The 22,024-nt window shown below is 69.4% G+C and carries 25 protein-coding genes; 14 read left to right on the top strand and 11 right to left on the bottom strand.

The window, feature by feature from the left end; translation table 11 throughout:
- Nucleotides 1–16 precede the first annotated feature (16 nt).
- Together ACWEOI_RS03270 and ACWEOI_RS03265 are read left to right on the top strand one after the other, a co-directional pair.
- The gene (locus tag ACWEOI_RS03270) at nucleotides 17–2,575 is read left to right on the top strand and encodes an AAA family ATPase (RefSeq protein ID WP_433670121.1); all 2,559 of its coding nucleotides are present in this window, start codon (nucleotides 17–19) and stop codon (nucleotides 2,573–2,575) included.
- Nucleotides 2,576–2,687: 112 nt separating this feature from the next.
- Entirely contained in the window at nucleotides 2,688–3,473 is a 786-nt protein-coding gene (locus ACWEOI_RS03265; protein WP_452358824.1) for a phytanoyl-CoA dioxygenase family protein, read from the top strand.
- A gap of 4 nt (nucleotides 3,474–3,477) precedes the next feature.
- Here the strand turns inward: ACWEOI_RS03265 and ACWEOI_RS03260 are convergent, their stop codons facing one another.
- Complete coding sequence (locus ACWEOI_RS03260; protein ID WP_452358823.1) at nucleotides 3,478–4,272, bottom strand: LLM class flavin-dependent oxidoreductase; 795 nt, start codon at nucleotides 4,270–4,272, stop codon at nucleotides 3,478–3,480.
- Nucleotides 4,273–4,409: 137 nt separating this feature from the next.
- Between ACWEOI_RS03260 and ACWEOI_RS03255 the strand changes: the two genes are divergently transcribed.
- Complete coding sequence (locus ACWEOI_RS03255; protein ID WP_452358822.1) at nucleotides 4,410–4,922, top strand: hypothetical protein; 513 nt, start codon at nucleotides 4,410–4,412, stop codon at nucleotides 4,920–4,922.
- Here the strand turns inward: ACWEOI_RS03255 and ACWEOI_RS03250 are convergent, their stop codons facing one another.
- Together ACWEOI_RS03250 and ACWEOI_RS03245 are read right to left on the bottom strand one after the other, a co-directional pair.
- A complete protein-coding gene (locus ACWEOI_RS03250) occupies nucleotides 4,923–5,585 on the bottom strand; it encodes a response regulator (protein WP_433670128.1) in 663 nt (220 codons plus the stop codon).
- Nucleotides 5,586–5,607: 22 nt separating this feature from the next.
- Nucleotides 5,608–6,834, bottom strand: a complete 1,227-nt coding sequence (locus ACWEOI_RS03245) for a sensor histidine kinase (protein ID WP_452358821.1) — start codon at nucleotides 6,832–6,834, stop codon at nucleotides 5,608–5,610.
- Nucleotides 6,835–6,982: 148 nt separating this feature from the next.
- Between ACWEOI_RS03245 and ACWEOI_RS03240 the strand changes: the two genes are divergently transcribed.
- Both ACWEOI_RS03240 and ACWEOI_RS03235 read left to right on the top strand, forming a co-directional pair.
- Nucleotides 6,983–7,879, top strand: a complete 897-nt coding sequence (locus tag ACWEOI_RS03240; protein ID WP_452358820.1) for an ABC transporter ATP-binding protein — start codon at nucleotides 6,983–6,985, stop codon at nucleotides 7,877–7,879.
- A complete protein-coding gene (locus ACWEOI_RS03235) occupies nucleotides 7,876–8,760 on the top strand; it encodes an ABC transporter permease (protein ID WP_452358819.1) in 885 nt (294 codons plus the stop codon). Before ACWEOI_RS03240 ends, ACWEOI_RS03235 begins: the two co-directional genes overlap by 4 nt.
- A gap of 63 nt (nucleotides 8,761–8,823) precedes the next feature.
- Here the strand turns inward: ACWEOI_RS03235 and ACWEOI_RS03230 are convergent, their stop codons facing one another.
- Nucleotides 8,824–9,429 (bottom strand): TetR/AcrR family transcriptional regulator, encoded by a 606-nt coding sequence (locus tag ACWEOI_RS03230; RefSeq protein WP_452358818.1) that lies wholly within the window; start codon nucleotides 9,427–9,429, stop codon nucleotides 8,824–8,826.
- Between the two features lie 105 nt (nucleotides 9,430–9,534).
- On the opposite strand from ACWEOI_RS03230, the gene ACWEOI_RS03225 reads away from it, so the two are divergent.
- The 5 genes from ACWEOI_RS03225 (at nucleotide 9,535) to ACWEOI_RS03205 (ending at nucleotide 12,860) form a co-directional block, all read left to right on the top strand.
- Complete coding sequence (locus tag ACWEOI_RS03225) at nucleotides 9,535–10,182, top strand: FMN-dependent NADH-azoreductase (RefSeq protein WP_452358817.1); 648 nt, start codon at nucleotides 9,535–9,537, stop codon at nucleotides 10,180–10,182.
- 1 nt (nucleotide 10,183) lies between these two features.
- Complete coding sequence (locus ACWEOI_RS03220; RefSeq protein WP_357087443.1) at nucleotides 10,184–10,504, top strand: DMT family transporter; 321 nt, start codon at nucleotides 10,184–10,186, stop codon at nucleotides 10,502–10,504.
- A gap of 30 nt (nucleotides 10,505–10,534) precedes the next feature.
- Complete coding sequence (locus tag ACWEOI_RS03215; RefSeq protein ID WP_433670139.1) at nucleotides 10,535–10,975, top strand: SRPBCC domain-containing protein; 441 nt, start codon at nucleotides 10,535–10,537, stop codon at nucleotides 10,973–10,975.
- 43 nt (nucleotides 10,976–11,018) lie between these two features.
- Nucleotides 11,019–11,462, top strand: a complete 444-nt coding sequence (locus ACWEOI_RS03210; RefSeq protein ID WP_433670140.1) for an OsmC family peroxiredoxin — start codon at nucleotides 11,019–11,021, stop codon at nucleotides 11,460–11,462.
- Nucleotides 11,463–11,627: 165 nt separating this feature from the next.
- On the top strand, nucleotides 11,628–12,860 hold the full coding sequence (locus ACWEOI_RS03205) for a DUF418 domain-containing protein (protein WP_452358816.1): 1,233 nt from the start codon (nucleotides 11,628–11,630) through the stop codon (nucleotides 12,858–12,860).
- On the opposite strand, the gene mhuD is transcribed toward ACWEOI_RS03205, so the two are convergent.
- Nucleotides 12,861–13,172: a mycobilin-forming heme oxygenase MhuD gene (gene mhuD, locus ACWEOI_RS03200; protein ID WP_357087432.1), complete on the bottom strand. Its 312-nt coding sequence runs from the start codon at nucleotides 13,170–13,172 to the stop codon at nucleotides 12,861–12,863.
- A gap of 44 nt (nucleotides 13,173–13,216) precedes the next feature.
- On the opposite strand from mhuD, the gene ACWEOI_RS03195 reads away from it, so the two are divergent.
- The 3 genes from ACWEOI_RS03195 (at nucleotide 13,217) to ACWEOI_RS03185 (ending at nucleotide 16,071) form a co-directional block, all read left to right on the top strand.
- Entirely contained in the window at nucleotides 13,217–13,960 is a 744-nt protein-coding gene (locus tag ACWEOI_RS03195; RefSeq protein WP_452358815.1) for an alpha/beta fold hydrolase, read from the top strand.
- A 77-nt stretch (nucleotides 13,961–14,037) separates the two neighbouring features.
- Complete coding sequence (locus tag ACWEOI_RS03190; protein ID WP_433670146.1) at nucleotides 14,038–15,210, top strand: acyl-CoA dehydrogenase family protein; 1,173 nt, start codon at nucleotides 14,038–14,040, stop codon at nucleotides 15,208–15,210.
- Nucleotides 15,211–15,258: 48 nt separating this feature from the next.
- Entirely contained in the window at nucleotides 15,259–16,071 is an 813-nt protein-coding gene (locus ACWEOI_RS03185; protein WP_452358814.1) for an enoyl-CoA hydratase/isomerase family protein, read from the top strand.
- Between the two features lie 3 nt (nucleotides 16,072–16,074).
- On the opposite strand, the gene ACWEOI_RS03180 is transcribed toward ACWEOI_RS03185, so the two are convergent.
- From ACWEOI_RS03180 to carD, 6 genes are all read right to left on the bottom strand, one after another.
- Complete coding sequence (locus ACWEOI_RS03180; protein ID WP_357087423.1) at nucleotides 16,075–16,353, bottom strand: DUF4190 domain-containing protein; 279 nt, start codon at nucleotides 16,351–16,353, stop codon at nucleotides 16,075–16,077.
- 122 nt (nucleotides 16,354–16,475) lie between these two features.
- The gene (gene rlmB, locus ACWEOI_RS03175; RefSeq protein ID WP_433670150.1) at nucleotides 16,476–17,459 is read right to left on the bottom strand and encodes a 23S rRNA (guanosine(2251)-2'-O)-methyltransferase RlmB; all 984 of its coding nucleotides are present in this window, start codon (nucleotides 17,457–17,459) and stop codon (nucleotides 16,476–16,478) included.
- A 263-nt stretch (nucleotides 17,460–17,722) separates the two neighbouring features.
- Nucleotides 17,723–19,123, bottom strand: coding sequence for a cysteine--tRNA ligase (cysS, locus tag ACWEOI_RS03170; RefSeq protein ID WP_433670152.1), 1,401 nt, complete (start codon nucleotides 19,121–19,123; stop codon nucleotides 17,723–17,725).
- Nucleotides 19,124–19,168: 45 nt separating this feature from the next.
- Complete coding sequence (ispF, locus tag ACWEOI_RS03165; protein ID WP_379106264.1) at nucleotides 19,169–19,636, bottom strand: 2-C-methyl-D-erythritol 2,4-cyclodiphosphate synthase; 468 nt, start codon at nucleotides 19,634–19,636, stop codon at nucleotides 19,169–19,171.
- Nucleotides 19,637–19,650: 14 nt separating this feature from the next.
- Nucleotides 19,651–20,397, bottom strand: coding sequence for a 2-C-methyl-D-erythritol 4-phosphate cytidylyltransferase (ispD, locus tag ACWEOI_RS03160; RefSeq protein WP_452358813.1), 747 nt, complete (start codon nucleotides 20,395–20,397; stop codon nucleotides 19,651–19,653).
- Nucleotides 20,398–20,399: 2 nt separating this feature from the next.
- Nucleotides 20,400–20,888 carry an RNA polymerase-binding transcription factor CarD gene (gene carD, locus ACWEOI_RS03155; RefSeq protein ID WP_025346809.1) on the bottom strand — a complete coding sequence of 163 codons (489 nt, stop codon included), beginning with the start codon at nucleotides 20,886–20,888 and terminating at the stop codon, nucleotides 20,400–20,402.
- Between the two features lie 476 nt (nucleotides 20,889–21,364).
- Here carD and ACWEOI_RS03150 point away from each other — a divergent pair, with 476 nt between their 5' ends.
- Complete coding sequence (locus tag ACWEOI_RS03150) at nucleotides 21,365–22,015, top strand: hypothetical protein (protein ID WP_452358812.1); 651 nt, start codon at nucleotides 21,365–21,367, stop codon at nucleotides 22,013–22,015.
- The last annotated feature ends 9 nt before the right edge of the window (nucleotides 22,016–22,024 follow it).

The raw sequence follows: 22,024 nt of genomic DNA, 5'->3' as shown, positions 1-22,024 counted from the left end.
GGAGAGTGAGGGAGCGATGTTCGAGAGGTTCACCGACCGCGCGCGGCGGGTCGTTGTCCTGGCCCAAGAAGAGGCCCGGATGCTCAACCACAACTACATCGGCACCGAGCACATCCTGCTGGGCCTGATCCACGAGGGCGAGGGCGTCGCGGCGAAGTCGCTGGAGTCCCTTGGTATCTCGCTGGAGGGTGTGCGTTCGCAGGTCGAGGAGATCATCGGGCAGGGCCAGCAGGCGCCGTCCGGTCACATTCCCTTCACCCCGCGTGCCAAGAAGGTGCTCGAGCTGTCGTTGCGTGAGGCGCTGCAGCTCGGCCACAACTACATCGGCACCGAGCACATCCTGCTCGGCCTGATCCGCGAGGGTGAGGGCGTCGCGGCGCAGGTGCTGGTGAAGCTGGGCGCGGATCTCAACCGCGTCCGTCAGCAGGTCATCCAGCTGCTGTCCGGGTACCAGGGCAAGGAGCCGGTCGAGGGTTCCGGTTCGCGTGGCGAGCAGGGCACCCCGTCCACCTCGCTGGTGCTGGACCAGTTTGGCCGCAACCTGACCCAGGCCGCCCTCGAGGGCAAGCTCGACCCGGTCATCGGCCGCTCGAAGGAAATCGAGCGCGTCATGCAGGTGCTGAGCCGCCGTACCAAGAACAACCCGGTCCTGATCGGTGAGCCCGGCGTCGGTAAGACCGCCGTCGTGGAGGGTCTCGCCCAGGCCATCGTCAACGGCGAGGTGCCGGAGACGCTGAAGGACAAGCAGCTGTACACCCTCGACCTGGGTTCCCTGGTCGCGGGCAGCCGCTACCGCGGTGATTTCGAGGAGCGCCTGAAGAAGGTGCTCAAGGAGATCAACACCCGCGGCGACATCATCCTGTTCATCGACGAGCTGCACACCCTGGTGGGTGCGGGCGCGGCCGAGGGCGCCATCGACGCGGCCTCGATCCTGAAGCCCAAGCTGGCTCGCGGTGAGCTGCAGACCATCGGCGCCACCACCCTCGACGAGTACCGCAAGTACATCGAGAAGGACGCCGCCCTGGAGCGCCGGTTCCAGCCGGTCCAGGTGGGCGAGCCGACGGTCGAGCACACCATCAACATCCTCAAGGGTCTGCGCGACCGCTACGAGGCGCACCACCGGGTCTCCATCACCGATGGCGCTCTCGTCGCCGCGGCCACGCTGGCCGACCGCTACATCAACGACCGCTTCCTGCCGGACAAGGCGATCGACCTCATCGACGAGGCGGGCGCGCGCATGCGCATCCGCCGGATGACCGCGCCGCCGGACCTGCGCGAATTCGACGACAAGATCGCCGAGGCGCGCCGGGAGAAGGAGTCCGCGATCGACGCGCAGGACTTCGAGAAGGCCGCGCGTCTGCGCGACAAGGAGAAGCAGCTCGTCGCCAAGCGGGCCGAGCGCGAAAAGCAGTGGCGCTCCGGTGATCTGGACGTCGTGGCCGAGGTCGACGACGAGCAGATCGCAGAAGTGCTGGCCAACTGGACCGGTATCCCGGTGTTCAAGCTCACCGAGGAGGAGACCACCCGTCTGCTCCGCATGGAGGACGAGCTGCACAAGCGGATCATCGGCCAGGAGGACGCGGTCAAGGCCGTGTCCAAGGCCATCCGCCGCACCCGCGCCGGTCTGAAGGACCCGAAGCGTCCGTCGGGCTCGTTCATCTTCGCCGGTCCGTCCGGTGTCGGTAAGACCGAGCTGTCGAAGGCGCTGGCGAACTTCCTGTTCGGCGACGACGACGCGCTCATCCAGATCGACATGGGCGAGTTCCACGACCGCTTCACCGCCTCGCGTCTGTTCGGTGCCCCTCCGGGCTACGTCGGTTACGAGGAGGGCGGCCAGCTCACCGAGAAGGTGCGCCGCAAGCCGTTCTCGGTGGTGCTGTTCGACGAGATCGAGAAGGCGCACCAGGAGATCTACAACACCCTGTTGCAGGTCCTGGAGGACGGTCGCCTGACCGACGGTCAGGGTCGTACGGTCGACTTCAAGAACACCGTGCTGATCTTCACCTCGAACCTCGGTACCTCGGACATCTCCAAGGCCGTGGGCCTGGGCTTCGCCCAGTCCAACGCGGAGGGCTCGAACTACGAGCGGATGAAGCTGAAGGTCAACGACGAGCTGAAGAAGCACTTCCGCCCGGAGTTCCTGAACCGCATCGACGACGTGATCGTGTTCCACCAGCTGACCCAGGACCAGATCATCCAGATGGTCGACCTGATGATCGGACGCGTCGCGAACCAGCTGCGGAACAAGGACATGGAGATCGAGCTGTCCGAGAAGGCCAAGAGCCTGCTCGCCAAGCGCGGTTTCGACCCGGTCCTGGGCGCCCGCCCGCTGCGTCGCACCATTCAGCGCGAGATCGAGGACCAGCTGTCGGAGAAGATCCTCTTCGGCGAGCTGGGCGCCGGTCAGATCGTGGTGGTCGACGTCGAGGGCTGGGACGGCGAAGGCCAGGGCGAGAACGCGAAGTTCACCTTCGCGGCCAAGGCCAAGCTGACCAAGAAGGCCGACTCGGCCGCCGAGGACAAGCCGGTCGCCGCCCTCGCGGGTGAGGCTCCGGCCGCCGCCTCCGGCGAGTAGTTCTCAGCAAGACGACAGCAGCCCCGTTCTCCTCCGGGAGGGCGGGGCTGCTGCTGTGTCCGGGAACGAAATTCGGTGGCGGAACGACCCGGGTGTCGCGGATGCTCGAGCAATGCTCACCGACGCTCAGATCGCCGCCTTTGTCACCGATGGCTTCGTGAAGGTCGACGGGGTCTTCTCCGCGGCGACCGCCGCGGCGGGCCGCGAAATCCTCTGGCGCGAGACCGGATGCGATCCGGACGATCCCGCCACCTGGACCGAGCCGGTCATCCGGCTCTGGGATCACGCCGAGGAGCCCTTCCAGCGCGCGGTCACCGCTCCCGCTCTGCTGGAGGCCTTCGACCAGCTGGTGGGCCCGGGCCGCTGGCTGCCGCGGAAGAGCCTGGGCAGCTGGCCGATTCGCTTCCCGAGTCCGGAATCGCCCGGCGATGCCGGCTGGCATGTCGATGTCAGTTTCCCGGGCGACGCCGACCGCGACGACTACCTGAGCTGGCGGGTGAACGTCTACTCCACGGGCCGTGCCCTGCTCATGCTGTTCCTCTTCTCCGATGTCGGCCCCGACGACGCCCCCACCCGGATTCGGGTCGGCTCGCATCGGCGCCTCGCCCCGGTCCTGCGTCCGTTCGGCGAGGCGGGCACCACGATGTTCGATCTGCACGAGTTCTACACCGACTGCGCCGATCTGCCCGAGGCCGCGGCCACCGGCAAGGCGGGTGACGTGTTTCTGTGTCACCCCTTCCTCATCCACGCCGCCCAGCCCAATCGCACCGGCCGCCCGAAGTTCATGGCCCAGCCGCCGCTGCTGCTGCGGGAGCCGTGCGACCTGGATCGGCCGGACGGCGCGTATTCCCCTGTGGAACAGGCCATTCGGCAGGGGCTGGGCGAGCCGGTGCGCTGACGGGTCAGCGGAAGCGGTTCAGCACCGGCGCGAACGCCTCGGAAAGGTCGCCGGGGACCAGGGTTTCGTCGATGCCGAGCTTCTCGCGGCGGTGCTCGAGCAGTTCGGCCGCCGCGGCCGGGTCGGCCGGCAGCAGGGCGGCCGCGTTCGCCTCGCGCAGCTGCTCGAGGGTGACGCCCATGAACTTGCTCATGAACGGCGGCAGCGCGTCCCCGATCGCCACCAGTTGCAGGCTGAACGCGATCGGCCGGTCGGTGAGATCCCGGACCCGGGCCACGATGTCGGCCAGGTCCTGTTCACCGGCGGTCGGCGCGACGGCCAGATGAACCCGGTCCGCGATCTCCGCGCAGGCGGCGAGCATCCGCGCCCCGGCGGCCGCGATGACGATGGGCGGTGCGGGCGTCACCTCCGACCGTACCGCCCGCGCGACCTCCACCAGCTGCGCCCTCCGCTGTGCCGCGGAACCGAAAGCGACACCGAGCTTTTCGGCCTCGGCCGCCGCATCGGGCCGTCCGGTCCCGAGTCCGAGCTCGAACCGTCCGTCGGAAAGCAATTGCAGCGCAGCCGTTTCGCGCACGGTGACGGCCGCCGACCGCATCGGCGCGGCCAGCACATTGGGCCGCAGCCGCAGGGTGGTGGTGACGGCGGCCGCGGCGGCCAGCGCCGGGAACGGTGAGGGGGTATAGAGCGTGTCGGGCAGCAGCACGGTGCCGTAACCCTGCCGCTCGGCGGTCCGAACCGCCTCGATCCATGTGGCCCCCGACCGGGGCGCGATGACAATGCCGAAGTTCATGCTCATGTCTTCGAGCATGCGCGGATTCGATTGGCGGGGAATCCGCTTCGCGTCGGCTTCTCGACTACGTCCGGGTGCGTACCCGGCGGCGACCTAATCGGCGACCGATTCGGGGAGGTTCGCGTGCTTGCTACCCTGCCCCGATGTTCGCGGTTCGTTCCTGTTTTCCAGTGTTGACCGGGCTCGCGGTCCTGGCGTCCACGGCGGCCTGCTCGGGGAGCAATACCGCGTCACCCGCGACCGCCACGCCGCCGGCGGGAACGACGACCGCCGCGGCGACGCCGTCGATCCCCGCCACCTCCGGCGCCCTGCCGCCCGCCGCGGACGCGCAGGGCTGGCGGGATTCCTTCGCGCGCTGCGGAGATGGTGAACGCCCGGTCCTGCTGATCGGCGCTCTGCTCGGCACCACGCAGCGCTTGGCGGTGTGCGAGGAGCCCGGCGGTCCGCGGGTGCTGCGGGCCGATGTCCCGCAGTTGCGGGCGCAGCCGTTCGAGGCCAAGTTCTTCACCTTCACCGCCAACAGCCAGCAGTTCCTCGCCGCGGACGGCATGAAGCTGGACCTGTCGCGTCAGATGGTGACGATCACCGATGATCCGCAGATGAAACGCGGTGTGGTGCAGAGCTTCACGGTGGGGGAGTACTGGAGCACCTTCTGATCACTGCCAGCCGGGCCGCACCAGGCCGGATTCGTAGGCCAGCACCACCAGTTGGGTGCGGTCGCGGGCGCCGAGTTTGACCAGGATGCGGCTGACGTGGGTGCGGGCGGTGGCGGGGCTGAGGTAGAGGCGTTCGGCGATCTCGGCGTTGGTGAGGCCCTCGGCGACGAGCGTCATGACCTCGCGTTCGCGGTCGGTGAGCTCGGAGAAGGCGGCGGCGGGGGCGGGTTTGGCGTGGGTGGCGAATTCCTCGACCAGGCGTTTGGTGACGCTGGGGGAGAGCAGGGCGTCGCCGCCCGCGACCACCCGGACGGCCTTGACCAGGTCGGCGGGTTCGGTGTGTTTGACCAGGAAGCCGGTGGCCCCGGCGCGCATCGCCTCGAAGACGTATTCGTCGAGGTCGAAGGTGGTGAGCACGATGACCTTCACCGCGGCGAGGGCCGGGTCGGCGGCAATGGCGCGGGTGGCGGCCAGTCCGTCCAGGACCGGCATGCGGATGTCCATGAGCACGATGTCGGGGACCAGCGCCCGGGCCAGGTCGACGGCCTGGCCGCCGTGGTCGGCCTCGCCCACCACCTCGATATCGTCCTGGGCGCCGAGCAGCGCGACGAAGCCCGCGCGCACCAGCGCCTGGTCGTCGGCGATCACCACGCGGATCGGCATCGGTCCTCCTCGAATTCCCAGGTTACGCAGCCGGTTCGGGGTGAGCCAGGTGGGTGGGCAGGCGCGCCTTGACCCGGAAGCCGCCGTCGGCCTTGGGTTCGGCGGACAGCTGCCCGCCCAGCGCGTGGGCGCGTTCGGTCATGCCGGTGATGCCGTGCCCGCCGGACGGCGATTGGGGTGCGGGCTGGCGGGTGGGCCGGGTGTTGTCGATGGTGAGCTGCAGCCGTTCGGCCGCGTAGTGCACGGTGACGAGCACGCTCGCGCCGGGCGCGTGCCGCACCACATTGGTGAGCGACTCCTGCACGATGCGGGCGGCGGCCACGTCGACCACGGCGGGCAGCCGGCGCGGTCCGCCGGTGACCATGGTGTGCACCTCGAGGCCGGCGGCCCGGGCCGGTCCGGTGAGTTTGTCGAGGTCGGTGATGCCGATGGTGGGCGTGGTGGGGGCGGCGACGGTGGCGGTGCCGCCGCGTATGGACCGCAGCAGCGCGTTGACCTCGCCGAGCGCGTCCTTGCTGGCGGTCTTGATGGCGGCCAGCGCGGTGGCGGCCTGTTCGGGCTTGCGCTCGAACAACTCCAGCGCGACCGAGGACTGCACATTGATCAGTGACAGGCTGTGCGCCAGCACGTCGTGCAGTTCGCGCGCGATCGCCAGGCGCTCCTCGGTGACCCGCTGTTCCCGTTCGGCCGATTCCAGCGCGTACTGGGTGCGCGCCCGCTGGCGCTCGGCCTCTTCCTCGCGGGCGGCGGCTTCGGCGCGCTGTCGCCGGGCGATGAGGGCGACGCAGCGTTGCCGAAACCCCTCGGCGGCGGCCGCGAGCAGGAAAAGCCAAGCGAGCAAACCGAATTCCTGCCAGACGCTGGTCCGGTACCCGCACCACCCGGGGACCGGCCACACCATGAGCAGGTACCCGACGGCGACGAACGGGTAGGTGTGCCAACGGGATCCGCGGACGGCGGCGGTCATGAAGGCGACGACGAGCGAGACGAAGATCGGCCCGTATCCATAACCGAACAGTAGGTATGCGACGGTGACGGCCATCGTCCCGTAGAACACCCCCAGCGGGTACCGCCGCCGCAGCAGAAGCAGCACCGGACCCACCGCGAGCAGCGCGTATCCGAGCAGGTCGAGGGCGCGCGGCACGTTCTGATGGTGATTGGCCAGCGTGCCCGCGCCGAGTTGTATCGCCCCCACCGCCAGAGCCGGGAGCACGTCGCGCCGACCCAGCCTTCCCCCGCGTGTGTCCATAGCAGCACCGTAGCGCCGTCGTCGGGCAGCGGCACCGTGTCGCACCGAAATACGTCCGGATACGGCCCCCGAATACGTCTCGATACGTACACCCGATCACGCGCCGGGACGGATTACTTTCCGTCCCCGGAATCGGATCGTGGAAGCCATGAACGAAGCGATCGCCGTCACCGACCGGCTGACCAAGCGCTACGGCCCCCACACCGCCGTGGACGCGGTCAGCATGAGCGTGCGCCGCGGCGAGATCTACGGCTTCCTGGGCCCCAACGGCGCGGGCAAGACCACTACGCTGCGCATGCTGGCCGGTCTCATCCGCCCGGACTCTGGCGCCGCGACCGTGCTCGGCCGCGCGCCCGGCGACCCGGATGCCTTGCGCCGCATGGGCGTTCTCATCGAGGGCCCCGGCTTCTACCCCTACCTCTCGGGCCGTGACAACCTGCGCGTCCTGGCCCGCTATCGGGGTGTCGGCGACGACGCGGTCGCCGACGCTCTGGCCCGGGTGGACCTGTCCGCCCGCGGTAAGGACAGGTTCCGCACCTACTCGCTCGGCATGAAGCAGCGTCTCGGCGTCGCGGCCGCCCTGCTCGGCCACCCCGACCTGCTGATCCTCGACGAACCCACCAATGGCCTGGATCCCGCGGGCATGGCCGACATGCGGGAACTCATCACCGGACTCGCCGCCGACGGGCACACCGTCGTGCTGTCCAGTCACCTGCTCAGTGAAGTGCAGGAGATCTGCGATCGCGTCGGCGTCATCTCCGACGGCCGCCTGCTCACCGAATCGACGGTGCGGGACCTGCGCGGCACCGCCTCGCTGCTGGTCCGGGCCGAACCCCTGGCCCTGGCGTTCCCGGCGGTGCGCGCGGTGGCGGGGGAGCGGTCCGCGCTGCTCACCGCCGCCGGGATCCGGGTGGACGCCGGAGCCGCCGAGGCACCGGCGGTGGCGCGCGCTGTCGTCGAGGCCGGCGCGGACCTGCTCGAACTGCGCAGCGACGAAAAGTCCCTGGAGGAAGTGTTTTTCGAGATGACGGAGACAGCGAAATGACAGACCGCGGCACCCTCGACAACCACGGCGCGTTCCCGGCTCTGGTGGCCAGTGTCCGGGCCGAACTGCTACGGCTGCGCAAGTGGCCCGCGTTCTGGATCGTGCTCGGCACCTGGATCCTGCTGAACCTCACCTTCGCCTACCTGTTCAACTACCTCGCCTACACGACCGGCAGCAGTACGCGCATGTCCAATGGGCTGCCCCGAGATGCGCTCCTGCAGCAGATGCTGCCCGCCGCGGTACCGGAGGTGTTCACGCAGGGCATGGCGCTGTTCGGGGGCGCGCTGCTGCTGGTGCTGGGCGCGCTGGCGACGGGCAGCGGGTACGGCTGGGGCAGCTGGAAAACCGCGCTCACCCAAGGCCCTTCGCGGGCGAACGTGATCGGCGCGGTGGTGCTGAGCCTGGCGCTGACGGTGGTCGCGCTGGTGCTGGTCGCCTTCGCGGTGGACACCGGGGTGGCGATGCTCATCGCGGGCAGCCAGGGGCAGTCTCTGGCGCTGCCGTCCATGGGCCGGATACTGCTCGGAATCGGTTCGGGCGCGGCGATTCTGAGCATGTGGACGCTGGCGGGCGCCTTGGTCGGGACCGCGGCCCGGGGGCCCGCACTGGCGGTCGGCCTGGGCCTGGTGTGGGTGCTGGTGGTGGAGAATCTGCTCCGCGGCGTGGGCGCGATCTTCTCGCCGATCCAGGCGGTGACCGATCACCTGCCCGGTACGGCGGCCGGTTCGCTCGCGGGCTCGGTGCGCACGGTGAGCGGCCCGGCGACGCCGGGCGTACTGAGTGTGCTCTCGCGCGGTGAGTCCCTGATCGTCCTGGCCGTCTACGTCATGCTGTTCGCGGGCGGCACGATCTGGCTGGTCCGTCGTCGCGACATGGCTTGAGGCGCAGGCGGATACCGTGTTCCGCGACCGTCCATCCCACCGGTGGGCGGTCGCGGCGCCGTGTCACGGCCGGGGCGAGTCCAGTACGCCGTGCGCGATCCGCACGAGTCCGGCGGCGATCCGATCGGTGCTGAGCCCGCGGTCGCGCTGCTGCCGGTACACCTCGGCGGCGAGCGGCGCGAGGAGTGCGTCCACCAGCGCATCCGGTTCGGCCACACCGGCTTCGACGAGCAGCGTCCGGACGTGCACCGCCCAGAACTGGTAGGCCCCGGTGCGGAAGCGCGCGCCCCCGGTCTCCGCGCCGAGCACCAAATTGGCGTGGGTGTCGAGCAATTCGAGCATCGCGGCGTAGAACGCGGCGAGCCGTTCGGCGGGCGGCGCGCCCGGCCCGAGCGGCGGTTCCCCGCGCAGGAGCTGTTCCTGGAGCGCCTTCTCGTGGTCGTCGAGCAGGGCCACCGCGATCGAGCCCACATCCGGATAGCGCCGGTACAGCGTCCCGCGGCCGACTCCGGCGGCCTTGGCGATGTCGTCCATGGTGACCGTGCGCGGGTCGCGGTCGGCGAACAGTCGCGCGGCGGCGGCCAGCACCTTGGCCCGGTTGCGGGCCGCGTCAGCGCGCTCGACGGGCGCGGCCTGGTCGTCGATGAGCGGTAGGCCGGGGGTGTTCATGCAGCTCACTGTAGCCTTCGAGGAATAAGTGGACAATATGTCCGGTTAAGGTCTACCGTCGGAGAAGTAACCGGACAATATGTCCACTTGATGGGAGACCCGCTCATGACCGCCCTGCTGCACCTCGACGCCAGCGCCCGCCGCAACTCCGTCAGCCGTCTGCTCGGCGCGACCTTCGCCGACGCCTGGCGGGCCGAACACCCCGACGGCGCCTACGTCCACCGCGACCTGGCCGCCGACCCCATCCCGTTCATCGGCGAGGGCTGGACCGAACTGTGCGACCGCGTCCTCGCGCACGGCAGCACCGACCTGGACCGCCTGGCCGACCTGGTGGACTCACCCGAGCAGCAGCGGGCCTGGAAGATCGTCGAACCCCTGCTCGCCGAGGTCCGCGCCGCCGATGTCGTGCTGATCGGCACGCCGATGTACAACTACTCGATCCCGGCGAGCCTCAAGGCCTGGCTGGACCAGATCACCTTCCCGCGAATGTCGCTGGCCCCCACCCGATTCGTGGTGGTGACCGCCCGCGGCGGCGCGTACTCCCCGGGCGCGCCGAAGGCGATCTACGACTACCAGGAGCGCTACCTGCGCGACTTCTTCGCCGGCCACTTCGCCGTCGAGGACACGGTTTTCGTCAATGCCGAACTGGTGAACGCCCGCCACGATCCGGCGCTGGCCCATCTGCGCGACAAGCACGACGCCTCCTACGCGGCCGCCCTCGACGCGGTCCGCGCGCTCGGTAAGGAGTACTGACATGAACTGGCTCGTCCTGGGTTTGGCCGGCCTGGTGGAGATCGCCTGGTCGCAGTCCATCAAACCGACCCAGAATTTCACCAAGCCGCTCCCGACCCTGGTGTGCTTCCTGCTCGCGGCGGTCGCGGTGTACCTGCTGTCCTACGCCATGCAGTCGCTGCCGGTGGGCACCGCGTACGCGATCTTCACCGGCATCGGGGCGGTCGGCGCGATCGCGCTGGGCGTGCTGGTGCAGAAGGACCCGCTCAGTGTGGGCCGGATGCTGGCGCTGTCCATGATCATCGGCGGCATCGTCCTCGCCCGGGTCACCAATCCCGGGTGAGCGCGGTTCGGGGCGGTATCGTCGCCGCCCATGAACGCTGCGCCCCCGCGGCCACCCGACCTCGCCGCGCGACCGTTCTCGCTGGTCGCCGAACGCATCATGGCCGCCTCCCCGGCCGAGCTGTACCGCATGGCCACCAGACAGTTCGGAACCTGGTTCGCGGACCCGGGTTCGGTGCGGATGCGGCCCGAGGTGAACGAGCCGTTCTACTTCACCGCGGGCGGCGGCCACCCGCACTACGGGCGCTTCCTGCGCCTGGTCCCGGACAATCTGGTGGAACTCACCTGGATCACCGATGGCACGGCGGGCGCGGAAACCGTACTCACGGTGGAACTCTCGGCGCACGGCGCGGGCACCGCCCTGGTGCTCACCCACGCCGGATTCCCCGACGAGCCCGCCCGGGACCGGCATCGGCAGTCCTGGCCGCGCATCCTCGAACACTGGGACCACAGCGCCGCCGCCACCGGGTAGGTTCGATCCGAAGTCGAGTTCCCCCACACGAAAGGACGTAACGATGCCTACACGTTCCGCGCATACCAGCTGGTCCGGTGGTCTGCAGGACGGTTCCGGTCAGGTCGAGCTGGTCAGCTCGGGCGTCGGCAAGTACGACGTCTCGTTCCCCAAGCGCGCCGCCGACGCGGCCGACGGCACCACCAGCCCCGAAGAGCTCATCGCGGCCGCGCACTCCTCCTGCTACGCCATGGCCCTGTCCGGCCAGATCGGCAATGCGGGCGGCACCGTGCAGAGCCTCGACATCACCGCCGACGTCACCCTGGGCCCGGACCCGGCCGGCGGCTTCCGCATCACCAAGATCAAGCTGACCGTGGTCGGCAAGGCCTCCGGCATCGACGAGGCCGGGTTCCTGGCCGCCGCCGAGGCCGCCAAGGCGGGCTGCCCGGTGTCCAAGGCGCTGACCGGCGTCGACACCATCGAACTGGCCGCCACCTTCGAGGCGTAGTCCTCGAGGCGCAGTGCGCGCGGTCCCGGCTGACACTCTTGTCTGCCGGGACTAGTTCTTTCGGTCAGAGTTCGCCCGGAATCGGGCAATGGGCTCGAAATTCACGCTGCCCCACCATTAGCCTCGCCCTCACTGCCGGTCGAAATGTGGAGGTGAGCAGTGGTGATGGAGTCACCGGTCGCGGTCGAGGCGGCGCGGGAATCGAATGCGGTCGATCCGCTGCCGCGGGTGCTCGCGCTGGACGCCGCCCGCGGAATCGCGGTGCTCGGCATGTTCGCGGTCCACGTCGGACCACCGCGGGAGAGTCCCGGCGCGGGCTGGCTGACGGTCTTCGAGGGCCGTTCGGCGGCCCTGTTCGCAGTGCTCGCGGGCGTGTCCCTGGCCCTCATGTCCGGTGGGGCGCAACCCGCCACCGGTCCGGCCGGTCGCCGCGCGGTGGTCCGCATCGCCGCCCGGGCGATCCTGGTGGCGCTGCTGGGTCTGGCACTGGCGCAACTGCATTCCGGTATCGGAATCGCGCTCATCTTGGTCTATTACGGCCTGTTCTTCCTGCTGGCGCTGCCCGCGCTGTGGCTGAGCGCGCGGGGACTGGCCCTGCTGGCAGCGATCTGGGCGATCGCGGGACCGCTCGAGTCGTACGCGATCCGAAATCAGATGGAGCAGAGTGCTTTCGGCGGCGATCCCGACTTCGGCATGCTGACCTCCTGGTCCGGCGTGCGGGAGGTGTTCCAGATGCTGACGCTCACCGGCACCTACCCGGCCCTGACCTGGATGCCGTTCCTCTTCGCCGGAATGGCCCTGGGCCGCTGGGGGATTCGCGCGCTGCGTCCGCTACCGGTGATCGGTGTCGGCGCGGCGCTCACGCTGCTCGGCTACGGCGGTTCCTGGCTGGCGCAGCATCCGTTCGGTGGCCGTGCGCAGCTCGCGGAGCTGCTCACCCGGAACATGGCGGCGGCGGGCATCACCGACTTCGATCCGGGCCGGGTCATCGACGCGGCCGGATTCGGCGTGGTGTCCACGACCAGCCCGTGGTGGCTGACCGTCGCGACCCCGCACAGCGGCACCCCGTTCGAGGTGTTCGGCGCGACCGGCGTCGCCTTCCTCGTGATCGGCGTCCTGATGGCGGTGGTGCCGCGCACCGGAATCGCGGTGCGGCCCTTGATCGCCGCGGGCTCCTGCGCCCTGAGCCTCTACATCCTGCAGGTGGTCGCGGTCAGCGTGCTGGTGCCGGTCCCGGATCCGGAAGCGACGTCGCTGCCCGGCGGTATCCACGGACCGGGCTGGGAACTACTGGCCCTGCTGGCGCTCGGCTCGCTGCTGGCGGCGACCCTGTGGCGCTACCGCTTCCGCCGCGGTCCGGCGGAATGGCTGCTCCACAAGGTCACCTATCGGGCCTGATCAGGCGTTCTTGCCCGCCACATCCAGGACGACCTCGAACTCCAGCAGCGACGCGCCGGTCGAGACGGGCTTGCGCGCCTCGCCCGCGTGCGCCTCGCGCGCCGGGCCGTCCCGCCACGCCGCGAAGGACTCCTCCGAATCCCACTGCGTGACAACGAAGTAGCGGTTGTCGCCGGCGACCGGGCGGAGCAGCTGGAAGCCCAGGAACCCGGGCGAGTTCTCGACCGCGTGCGCGCGGTGCGCGAAACGCTTCTCCAGTTCGGGGCCGGCGCCCTCGGGGACCTCGATTGCGTTGATCTTGACGACTGCCATGCCTGCGAATGTACTCCGGCACTCCGGACGTATCGTTCGGGGCGATGTTGTATGACGAAGGCGGCACCGGGACTCCGATCCTGCTGCTGCATGGGCTGATGGGCAGTGCCCGGACCTGGCGGGCGCAGCTGCCCTGGGTGCGGGAATTCGGGCACGTGTACACGTTCGACGCGGCCGGGCACGGGCGGCCCGCACCGCCGCGGCTCACCACCGAGGCCTTCGTGGCCGATCTCGCGGAAGCGACCGCGCACATCGACGAGCCGATGGTCGTGATCGGGCACTCCATGGGCGGCCTGCACGGCTGGATGTTCACCGCCGCCCACCCGGACCGGGTCCGGGCGCTGGTGGTCGAGGACATGGCCCCCGACTTCCAGGGCCGCACCGCGGCGGACTGGGCGGCCATGGTCGAGGCCTGGCCGGTCCCGTTCGCCACCGAGGCAGCGGTGCTGGAGTTCTTCGGGCCGGTGGCCGGACGCTACTTCCTGGACTCGTTCCGCCTCGAGCCCGACGGCTACCACCTGCACGGCGAGGTGCCGACCTTCCGGGACATCTCCGAGGAGTGGGGCACCCGCGACTTCTGGGCGCAGTGGAAGTCGGTGACCGTGCCCGCGCTGCTGATCGAGGGCGAGCACACCATCACGCCGCCGGGGCAGATGCGGGAGATGGCAGCGCTGCATCCGGACGCCCGGCACGTGGTGATCGCGGACGCCGGGCACCTGGTGCACGACGATCAACCGGCCGCCTACCGGGCCGAAGTCGAGGATTTCCTGCGTCGCGTCCTCGTTTGAGGGCGGGTGCCTTCAGTCGGGTGGGGTGGTCGTCGTATGCTCGGCTCGACCGCGACTCCTGACGGATGGTGACCACGATGATCGACTTCTCGATTCCCGCCGACCTCGCTGCCGAACGCGACCGCGTTCGCCAGTTCGTCATCGACAAGATCGTGCCCTTCGAACGCGACCCGCGCCTGACCGCGCACGGCCCCAACGACGAACTGCGCCAGGAAATGGTGGAGCTGGCCCGCGCCGAGAAGCTGCTCACCATCCAGGCCCCCGTCGAGCTGGGCGGGCGCGGCCTGACCCACGTCGAACAGGCCGTGCTGTACGAGGCCGCCGGCTGGTCCACCCTCGGCCCGGTCGCCATGAACTGCGCCGCCCCCGACGAGGGCAATATGTTCATGCTGTCCAAGATCGCGAATCCGGAACAGACGCAACGCTTCCTGCAGCCGGTCATCGACGGCCACCAGCGCTCCGTCTTCGCCATGACCGAGCCGGGCGGCGCGGGCTCCGACCCCAACCAGCTCGCCACCGAGGCCGTCTTCGACGGTGAGAACTTCACCATCAACGGCCGCAAATGGCTGATCACCGGCGCCGACGGCGCCAAGACCTGGATCATCATGGCGCGCCTGGCCGCCAACCCGCACCTGCCCGAGGGCCCCACCCTGTTCCTCTGCGACGGCGACACCGAGGGCATCGTCATCGAGCGGATCATGAACACCATGGACCGCAACTACGTCGGCGGCCACGCGGTGGTGAACTTCGAAAACCTGGTCCTGCCCAAGGAATCCGTGCTCGGCGAGACCGGCCAGGCGCTGCGCTACGCCCAGCTGCGGCTGGCCCCGGCCCGCCTCACCCACTGCATGCGCTGGCTCGGCGCGGCCGAACGCGCCCAGGCCATCGCGGTCGACTACGCCAAGACCCGCACCGCCTTCGGCAAGCCGATCGGCGAGCACCAGGGCGTGTCGTTCATGCTGGCGGACAATGAGATCGCGCTGCACCAGTGCCGCCTCACCATCTGGCACGCCTGCTGGCTGATGGATCAGGGCCACAAGGCCCGCCACGAGTCCTCGATCGCCAAGTCCTATGTCTCCGAGGAACTGTTCAAGGTCACCGACCGCTGTGTCCAGGTGCTCGGCGGCATCGGCATCTCCGACGAGACCGTGGTCGAGATGATCTTCCGCGACATGCGCGCCTTCCGCCTCTACGACGGCCCCACCGAGGTGCACAAGTACGCCATCGGCCGGCAGATCCTCCGCGCCTGAACTGTGGGAACCCGCCCGGAGTCGGGCACAGGGCCTAATATGCACCGCATGAGTTCGGAATTGCTTGTGGACGTCTCCGGGGGCGTCGCGGTCCTGACGCTCAACCGGCCCGCCCAGCAGAACGCGCTGACTCCGGCCATGGCGTCGGAACTCGGTGCGTCCCTGCGCCGCTGCGACAACGACGACGCCATCGGCGCGGTCGTCATCACCGGCACCGCGCCCGCGTTCTGCGCGGGCGCGGACCTGTCGCTCAAGGTCGGCGAGGTCAACGGCCTCATCGACCCGGCGCCGTTCCGGATCCGAAAACCGGTCATCGCCGCCGTCAACGGGCACGCCGTCGGCATCGGCCTGGAGATCGCGCTGCAGTGCGACCTGCGCTACGTGGCCCGCGACGCCGTGTACGCCCTCAACCAGGTCCGCCGCGGCGCGCTCGCCGACGGCTTCGCACACTGGACCCTGCCCCGCCTGATCGGCAGCGCCCGCGCCGCCGACCTGCTGCTCACCGGTCGCACCTTCGACGGTGACGAGGCGTACTCGCTCGGCATCGCCAATTCCTGCCTGCACGCCGCCGAGGTCCTGCCCACCGCCCTCGAGGTGGCCCACGACATCGCCCACGGCTCGGCCCCGCTCCCGGTGGCGCTGTCCAAGCGCCTGCTCTGGGAGGCCCCCACCATGGACCCGGACACCGTGGGCCGCTTGGAAACCGAGCTCAACGACTACGTCGCCAAGAGCACCGACGGCGGCGAAGGTGTCGCGGCCCTGAAGGACCGCCGCCCGCCGAAGTGGACCGGCAGCGTCGCGGGGGAATGGCCCGCCTGGGACGGCATCACCGGCGGCGAGCAGCGCCCGGGCCTGGACTGATGATCAGGCCCTTCCGCTGATCACCATCATCAGGAAGATGCTGCCGAACACGACCATCATGAATGTCCCGATGACGCCGAGGACATAGCCGACCAGGACCTGCACCCGGCCGCCGAAGCGGCCCCCGCCCTCCTCGATGTCGTTGAGCGCGCGTCGGCCGAGGGCCCACGCGATCGGTCCCAGCGCGCCGCAGCAGAACACGCTGAGCGCGCCCAGTAGCAGGACGGCGGTTGCGTGCTCGTGCTCGACGGGGGACCCGAGGGGCGGCTGATCGAAGACCACCGCCAAAGTTTACGGGCGAAAGGCACCGCGCGGCAGGTGGACGCGCGGTGTTCGCTTGGGCCACTTGATTATCGAGGCGGAACTGGACGCCCCACAGTGATGGTCGAGCGACCGATTTGGGGTCAGGAGCGGCGCTGACGAGCCACTTCGGCCAGCACCACACCGGCCGCCACCGACGCGTTCAGCGACTCCACCGGCCCCGCCATCGGAATGCTCAGGATCGAATCGCAGTTCTCGCGCACCAGCCGCGAGAGCCCCTTGCCCTCGGAGCCGACCACGACGACCGTCGGTGCGCTGCCGTCGAATTCGTCGAGGGTGGTGTCCCCGCCCGCGTCGAGCCCGACGATCTGGTAGCCCTTGTTGGCCCAATCCTTCAGCGTGCGAGTCAGATTCGTGGCCCGCGCGACCGGAAGCCGCGCCGCCGCACCGGCGCTCGTGCGCCACGCCACCGCGGTGACGCTGGCGCTGCGCCGCTGCGGGATGACCACGCCGTGCCCGCCGAACGCCGCCACGGACCGGATGACCGCGCCTAGGTTGCGCGGGTCGGTGATGTTGTCCAGCGCCACGATCAGCGCCGGCTCGCCCGAGTTGCGCACCCGGTCCACCAGGTCGTCGGGGTGCGCGTACTTGTACGGCGGCACCTGCAGCGCCATGCCCTGGTGCATGCCGTTGTGGCTCATCTTGTCCAGGTCGGTGCGCGGCACCTCCAGGATCGAGATGCCGATCTCGGCGGCCGTCTTCACCGCCTCGGAGAGCCGGTCGTCGTTCTCGGTGCCGTTGGCGACGTACAGGGCGGTCGCGGGCACACCGGCGCGCAGGCACTCCACGACCGGGTTCCGGCCGAGCACCAGCTCGGGACCCTCGTTGTCCTTGCGGCCCGCGATCGGCCGCGAGGCATTGCGCGACCGGGTGGTGGCGGCCGTCGCCTCGGCCTTGGCCTTCGCCTTCGCGCGCTTGGCGGCGACGTGATAGACGCGGTCCTCGGCCTTGGGGGTCGCCCCCTTGCCCTCGAGCCCACGCCGGCGCTGCCCGCCGGAACCGACGACCGCGCCCTTCTTGCTTCCGGTCTTCCGGGTCGCCCCGCGTCGCTGGGAGTTGCCTGCCATCACTTCGCCTTCCGAATCTGTTAAATGCACACAGCACGCGGTAAACCCGCCTCGAGCCGGGCGCGGGACGAACCCGCTCACTCTCGATCCTGCGGGAAACCTGCCTCCGGTCGGCGCAGCGTGCGGCTGCGCCCATCTCGAACATCCTCCGGGCCTGGCATTGCCGGAGGGTCACTGAGAATTGTGCCCCACGCTGGTCCGCGGTCCCGAATTCGGTGCGCTCCGCCACACCGACCGGGAACCGCCGCTCCTGCTCGGAACCGCTACTTCTTCTCCTTGGACAAGGCCCACTCCGCGCCCTGCGGCGTGTCGGTGACCTCGACGCCTGCGGCCTGCAGCCGGTCGCGGACCGCGTCGGCGGTGGCCCAATCCTTGTCGGCGCGCGCCTGCTGCCGCCGGCCCAGTTCCGCGCCGATCAGCACGTCCAGCGCGGCGATGGCGTTCGAGTTGTCGGCGGGCGCGGCCCAGTGCGCGTCCAGCGGGTCCACGCCGAGAATGCCCAGCATGGCCCGGACCTGACCGGCGAGCATGCGCGCGCCCGAGAGGTCCCCGGCGTCGAGGGCCTTGTTGCCCTCGCTCACCACGCCGTGAATCGCGGCCAGCGCCTGCGGAACACCGAGATCGTCGTCGAGCGCCTCGGCGAAGGCCGGGGTCCAGGTGCCGACCGGCACGTCACCGGTGCGCTCGGCGACCCGCAGCACGAAGGCCTCCAGGCGCTGGTATCCGGCGGCGGCTTCGGTCAGCGCCTGATCGGAATATTCGACCATCGACCGGTAGCCCACGCTGCCGAGGTAGTAGCGCAATTCGACCGCGCGCACCCCGACCCGTTCCAGCACATTCGGAATGGACAGCACATTGCCCAGCGACTTGGACATCTTCTCGCCGCCCATGGTCACCCAGCCGTTGTGCAGCCAGTAGCGCGCGAATCCGTCCCCCGCCGCGCGCGACTGCGCGATCTCGTTCTCGTGGTGCGGGAAAACCAGATCCATTCCACCGCAATGAATATCGAATTCCGGACCGAGATAGAACTCGGCCATCGCGGAGCATTCCAAATGCCAGCCCGGCCGGCCGGGACCCCACGGCGACGGCCAATTCGGCTCACCGGGTTTCGCGGCCTTCCACAGCGTGAAATCGCGCGGATCCTTCTTACCGGTGCCCGCGCTCTCACCCTGATGCACGTCATCGAGCTTGTGCCCGGACAACTTTCCGTAATCCGGGAAGCTCAGCACATCGAAATAGACATTGCCGTCGGAGGCATAAGCGTGGCCGCGCTCGATGAGCCGTTCCATCATCCCGACCATCTGGGTGATGTGCCCGGTCGCGCGCGGCTCCGCGGACGGCGGCAGCACGCCGAGCGTCTCGTAGGCGCGGTCGAAGGCGCGCTCGTGCGTGGCCGCCCACTCCCACCAGGGGCGGCCGTGCTCGGCGGCCTTGGTCAGGATCTTGTCGTCGATATCGGTGACATTGCGGATGAAGGCCACGTCGAAACCGTTGGCGGCCAGCCACCGTCGCAGCACGTCGAAGGCGACGCCGCTGCGCACGTGCCCGATGTGGGGTTCCCCCTGAACGGTCGCGCCGCACAGGTACACCGAGGCTTTGCCGGGGACCAGCGGCGTGAAATCACGCAGGGTCCGCGTCTCGGTGTCGAAAAGGCGCAGAGTCACGACAGAGCATCCTAGCTGTTGGGAAATGGGCGGATTACGGGTGCGTCAGGCGCGGCAACACAGCAGGGCGGTGGCCACCGCGGCCACGCCCTCGCCGCGGCCGGTGAGGCCCAGACCGTCGGTCGTGGTGCCCGACACCGAGATCGGCGCACCCAGGATCTCACCCAGCACCTGTTGCGCCTCGGCCCGCCGGGGACCGATTTTGGGCCGATTTCCGATGACCTGTACAGCCGCATTGACAATCGAGAATCCGGCCTCGTCGAGCAGTCGCCGGACTTCTTTCAGCATGGCCGCGCCGGACACGCCCTCCCATTCGGGACGGCCGGTGCCGAAGACCGCGCCGACATCGCCGAGTCCGGCGGCCGAGAGCAGGGCGTCGCAGAGCGCGTGGGCGGCGACATCGCCGTCGGAATGGCCCTCGCAGCCGCTGTCACCCTCGAACAGCAGGCCCGCCATCCAGCAGGGGCGGCCGGGTTCGATGGGGTGGACATCGCTGCCGATGCCGGTGCGCAGGCTCATCGGATCCGTCACGGCGCGATCACCGCCGCGCGTGTCGTGTCCAGCCCACCTGCGGTGTCGGGCGAATCACGGCGGGCGGCCAGGGTATTGGCCAGGACCAGGTCCAAGGGCGAAGTGATCTTGAAAGCCAGGGCGTCACCGAGCACCGTCTCGACGGTCGCACCCAGCATCTCCACCAACCCCGCGTCATCGGTCGCCTGTGTACCCACAGCGTAGGCGGAGCGCAGCAGCTCGGCGTCGAAGCCCTGCGGAGTCTGGATGGCGCGCAGCTCAGAGCGGTCCGGCGTGCCGGTCACCGCGCCCGAGGCGTCCACGGATTTGATGGTGTCGGCCACCGGCAGGGCGGGCACCACGGCCCGCGCACCCGCGCGCAGCGCGTCCACGACCCGGGTGATCAGGGCCGGGGGAGTCAGGGCCCGGGCGGCGTCGTGCACCAGCACCAGGGTGGCGTCGGGGGCGGCCGCGAGGCCGGCCCGCACCGAATCGGTCCGCTCGGCACCACCGGCGACCACGTGCACGGGGACGTCGGAGTCGGGCAGCAGGGCACGGGTCTGTGCGACGAGTTCGGCGGGCACCATAACCACAACGTCGTCGACCGACCCGGAATCGATCAGCCCCTGGACCGCGAGAGTGAGCATGGGACTGCCGCCGACGTGGACGAAGGCCTTCGGCTTGTTCTCACCGAGACGCACGCCCATGCCGGCGGCAGGAACCAAGGCGACGACGCGAACGCCGTCGCCGGGTGTTGTTTTCACGGTCAGGAGGCCGCTGCGAGAACCTCGTCGAGCAGGGTCTCCGCCTTGACGTCGTCGGTGCCTTCCGCGAGCGCGAGCTCGCCGACGAGGATCTGACGGGCCTTGGCCAGCATCCGCTTCTCGCCGGCGGACAGGCCGCGGTCCTGCTCACGACGCCACAGGTCGCGAACGACCTCGGCCACCTTGTTCACATCGCCGGAGGCGAGCTTCTCGAGGTTGGCCTTGTAGCGGCGGGACCAGTTGGTCGGCTCTTCGGTGTGCGGAGCCCGCAGGACCTGGAAGACCTTGTCCAAGCCCTCCTGGCCGACGACGTCGCGGACGCCGACATACTCCGCATTCTCTGCGGGAACCCGAACGGTCAGGTCGCCCTGTGCGACCTTCAGGACCAGATACTCCTTTTGTACACCCTTGATGGTGCGGGTTTCGATAGCTTCGATCAGCGCCGCTCCGTGGTGGGGGTAAACGACGGTGTCTCCGACCTTAAAAATCATGTGTCCCGTGCCCCTTTCGATGTTCACAGTTTAACATGCGACTCGGTAACGGCGCGATCAACGGCGCAGGTCAGGGCCACAACGGAGCGGCGGCGGGGGTTGACAGATGACGAATCGTGTGCATCCCGTTGTGGCATAAGGGGATAGCGCATCGCGCTGTTCGCGCGCATATGCGAGTGCGTAGTTCGCATACGCGACCGGGCACCCTCGCATAAACGGCAATGCCGCTCACGAGAACTCGTCTCGGAATCTCTGTCATGCCCCCTGACACATCCCACCCGGTCGCTCCGTGTGATCTGTGACGCGCTCGCCCGATACCGACCGACGTTCGATCCGATATCGCACGGCGCTCGCAACCGGCTACCGCGTGACGCGCGCACGACACCGCCCGCGTGTAGCACGGGGGAAGCGACGCACTACTCTCATTGACTACTACTCTCCATAGTGGAGTGAGCCCGGTCGACATGGAGGACACCGTGACTGCCCTGAAAGCCACCACTGCGTCGAAGTCGCGGCGGCGTGCCGTGACAGTTGCTGCACTCGCTGCGGGTGCGGTGCTCGCGCTGTCGGGTTGCGGCGCCGGTCAGATCTCGCAGACCGCCACCCAGGTCGCCGCCGTCAACGGCAGCACCGCCAATGTCGGGTCCATCGCGTTGCGCGACGTGCGCTTCCTGCTGCCGCAGGGCGAGGAATCCGGCAACACCAAGGGTGGCAAGGCCGTGCTGGCCTTCACCGCCGTGAACATGAGCGACAGCAAGACCGACGAGCTGGTCAGCATCACCGCCGAGGGCCTGGGCACGGTCAAGCTGGACAGCAAGATCGAGATCAAGCCGTCCAGCGCCGTCGTCGCCGACAAGCCGACCGCCAAGGACGCCGCCCAGGCCTCCGCCGTGCACGAGCAGAACGCCGGCCAGCCCGCCTCCGACAAGGTCGCGGACCCCAACGCCAAGCCGATCCTGATCGAGGTCACCGGTCTCGCCAAGGACGTCAACCCGGGCCTGACCTACCCGCTCACCTTCAACTTCAAGGAGGGTGGCACCGTCGTCGTCAACACCCCGGTCGACGCCGGTCCGAACAACCCGCGCCCCGAGCCAGCCAAGGCGGAGAAGAAGGGCGGCGAGCACTGAGCTCGCGCT

It is taken from the genome of Nocardia sp. NPDC004340, from assembly GCF_053602575.1.
This window is presented reverse-complemented; position numbering and strand designations above follow the sequence as displayed.

Bases quoted from the DNA above. Each gene is read 5' to 3' on its own strand.
- ACWEOI_RS03270 (WP_433670121.1), top strand. From the start codon at position 17: ATGTTCGAGAGGTTCACCGACCGCGCGCGGCGGGTCGTTGTCCTGGCC.
- ACWEOI_RS03265 (WP_452358824.1), top strand. From the start codon at position 2,688: ATGCTCACCGACGCTCAGATCGCCGCCTTTGTCACCGATGGCTTCGTG.
- ACWEOI_RS03260 (WP_452358823.1), bottom strand. From the start codon at position 4,272: ATGAGCATGAACTTCGGCATTGTCATCGCGCCCCGGTCGGGGGCCACA.
- ACWEOI_RS03255 (WP_452358822.1), top strand. From the start codon at position 4,410: ATGTTCGCGGTTCGTTCCTGTTTTCCAGTGTTGACCGGGCTCGCGGTC.
- ACWEOI_RS03250 (WP_433670128.1), bottom strand. From the start codon at position 5,585: ATGCCGATCCGCGTGGTGATCGCCGACGACCAGGCGCTGGTGCGCGCG.
- ACWEOI_RS03245 (WP_452358821.1), bottom strand. From the start codon at position 6,834: ATGGACACACGCGGGGGAAGGCTGGGTCGGCGCGACGTGCTCCCGGCT.
- ACWEOI_RS03240 (WP_452358820.1), top strand. From the start codon at position 6,983: ATGAACGAAGCGATCGCCGTCACCGACCGGCTGACCAAGCGCTACGGC.
- ACWEOI_RS03235 (WP_452358819.1), top strand. From the start codon at position 7,876: ATGACAGACCGCGGCACCCTCGACAACCACGGCGCGTTCCCGGCTCTG.
- ACWEOI_RS03230 (WP_452358818.1), bottom strand. From the start codon at position 9,429: ATGAACACCCCCGGCCTACCGCTCATCGACGACCAGGCCGCGCCCGTC.
- ACWEOI_RS03225 (WP_452358817.1), top strand. From the start codon at position 9,535: ATGACCGCCCTGCTGCACCTCGACGCCAGCGCCCGCCGCAACTCCGTC.
- ACWEOI_RS03220 (WP_357087443.1), top strand. From the start codon at position 10,184: ATGAACTGGCTCGTCCTGGGTTTGGCCGGCCTGGTGGAGATCGCCTGG.
- ACWEOI_RS03215 (WP_433670139.1), top strand. From the start codon at position 10,535: ATGAACGCTGCGCCCCCGCGGCCACCCGACCTCGCCGCGCGACCGTTC.
- ACWEOI_RS03210 (WP_433670140.1), top strand. From the start codon at position 11,019: ATGCCTACACGTTCCGCGCATACCAGCTGGTCCGGTGGTCTGCAGGAC.
- ACWEOI_RS03205 (WP_452358816.1), top strand. From the start codon at position 11,628: ATGGAGTCACCGGTCGCGGTCGAGGCGGCGCGGGAATCGAATGCGGTC.
- mhuD (WP_357087432.1), bottom strand. From the start codon at position 13,172: ATGGCAGTCGTCAAGATCAACGCAATCGAGGTCCCCGAGGGCGCCGGC.
- ACWEOI_RS03195 (WP_452358815.1), top strand. From the start codon at position 13,217: ATGTTGTATGACGAAGGCGGCACCGGGACTCCGATCCTGCTGCTGCAT.
- ACWEOI_RS03190 (WP_433670146.1), top strand. From the start codon at position 14,038: ATGATCGACTTCTCGATTCCCGCCGACCTCGCTGCCGAACGCGACCGC.
- ACWEOI_RS03185 (WP_452358814.1), top strand. From the start codon at position 15,259: ATGAGTTCGGAATTGCTTGTGGACGTCTCCGGGGGCGTCGCGGTCCTG.
- rlmB (WP_433670150.1), bottom strand. From the start codon at position 17,459: ATGGCAGGCAACTCCCAGCGACGCGGGGCGACCCGGAAGACCGGAAGC.
- carD (WP_025346809.1), bottom strand. From the start codon at position 20,888: ATGATTTTTAAGGTCGGAGACACCGTCGTTTACCCCCACCACGGAGCG.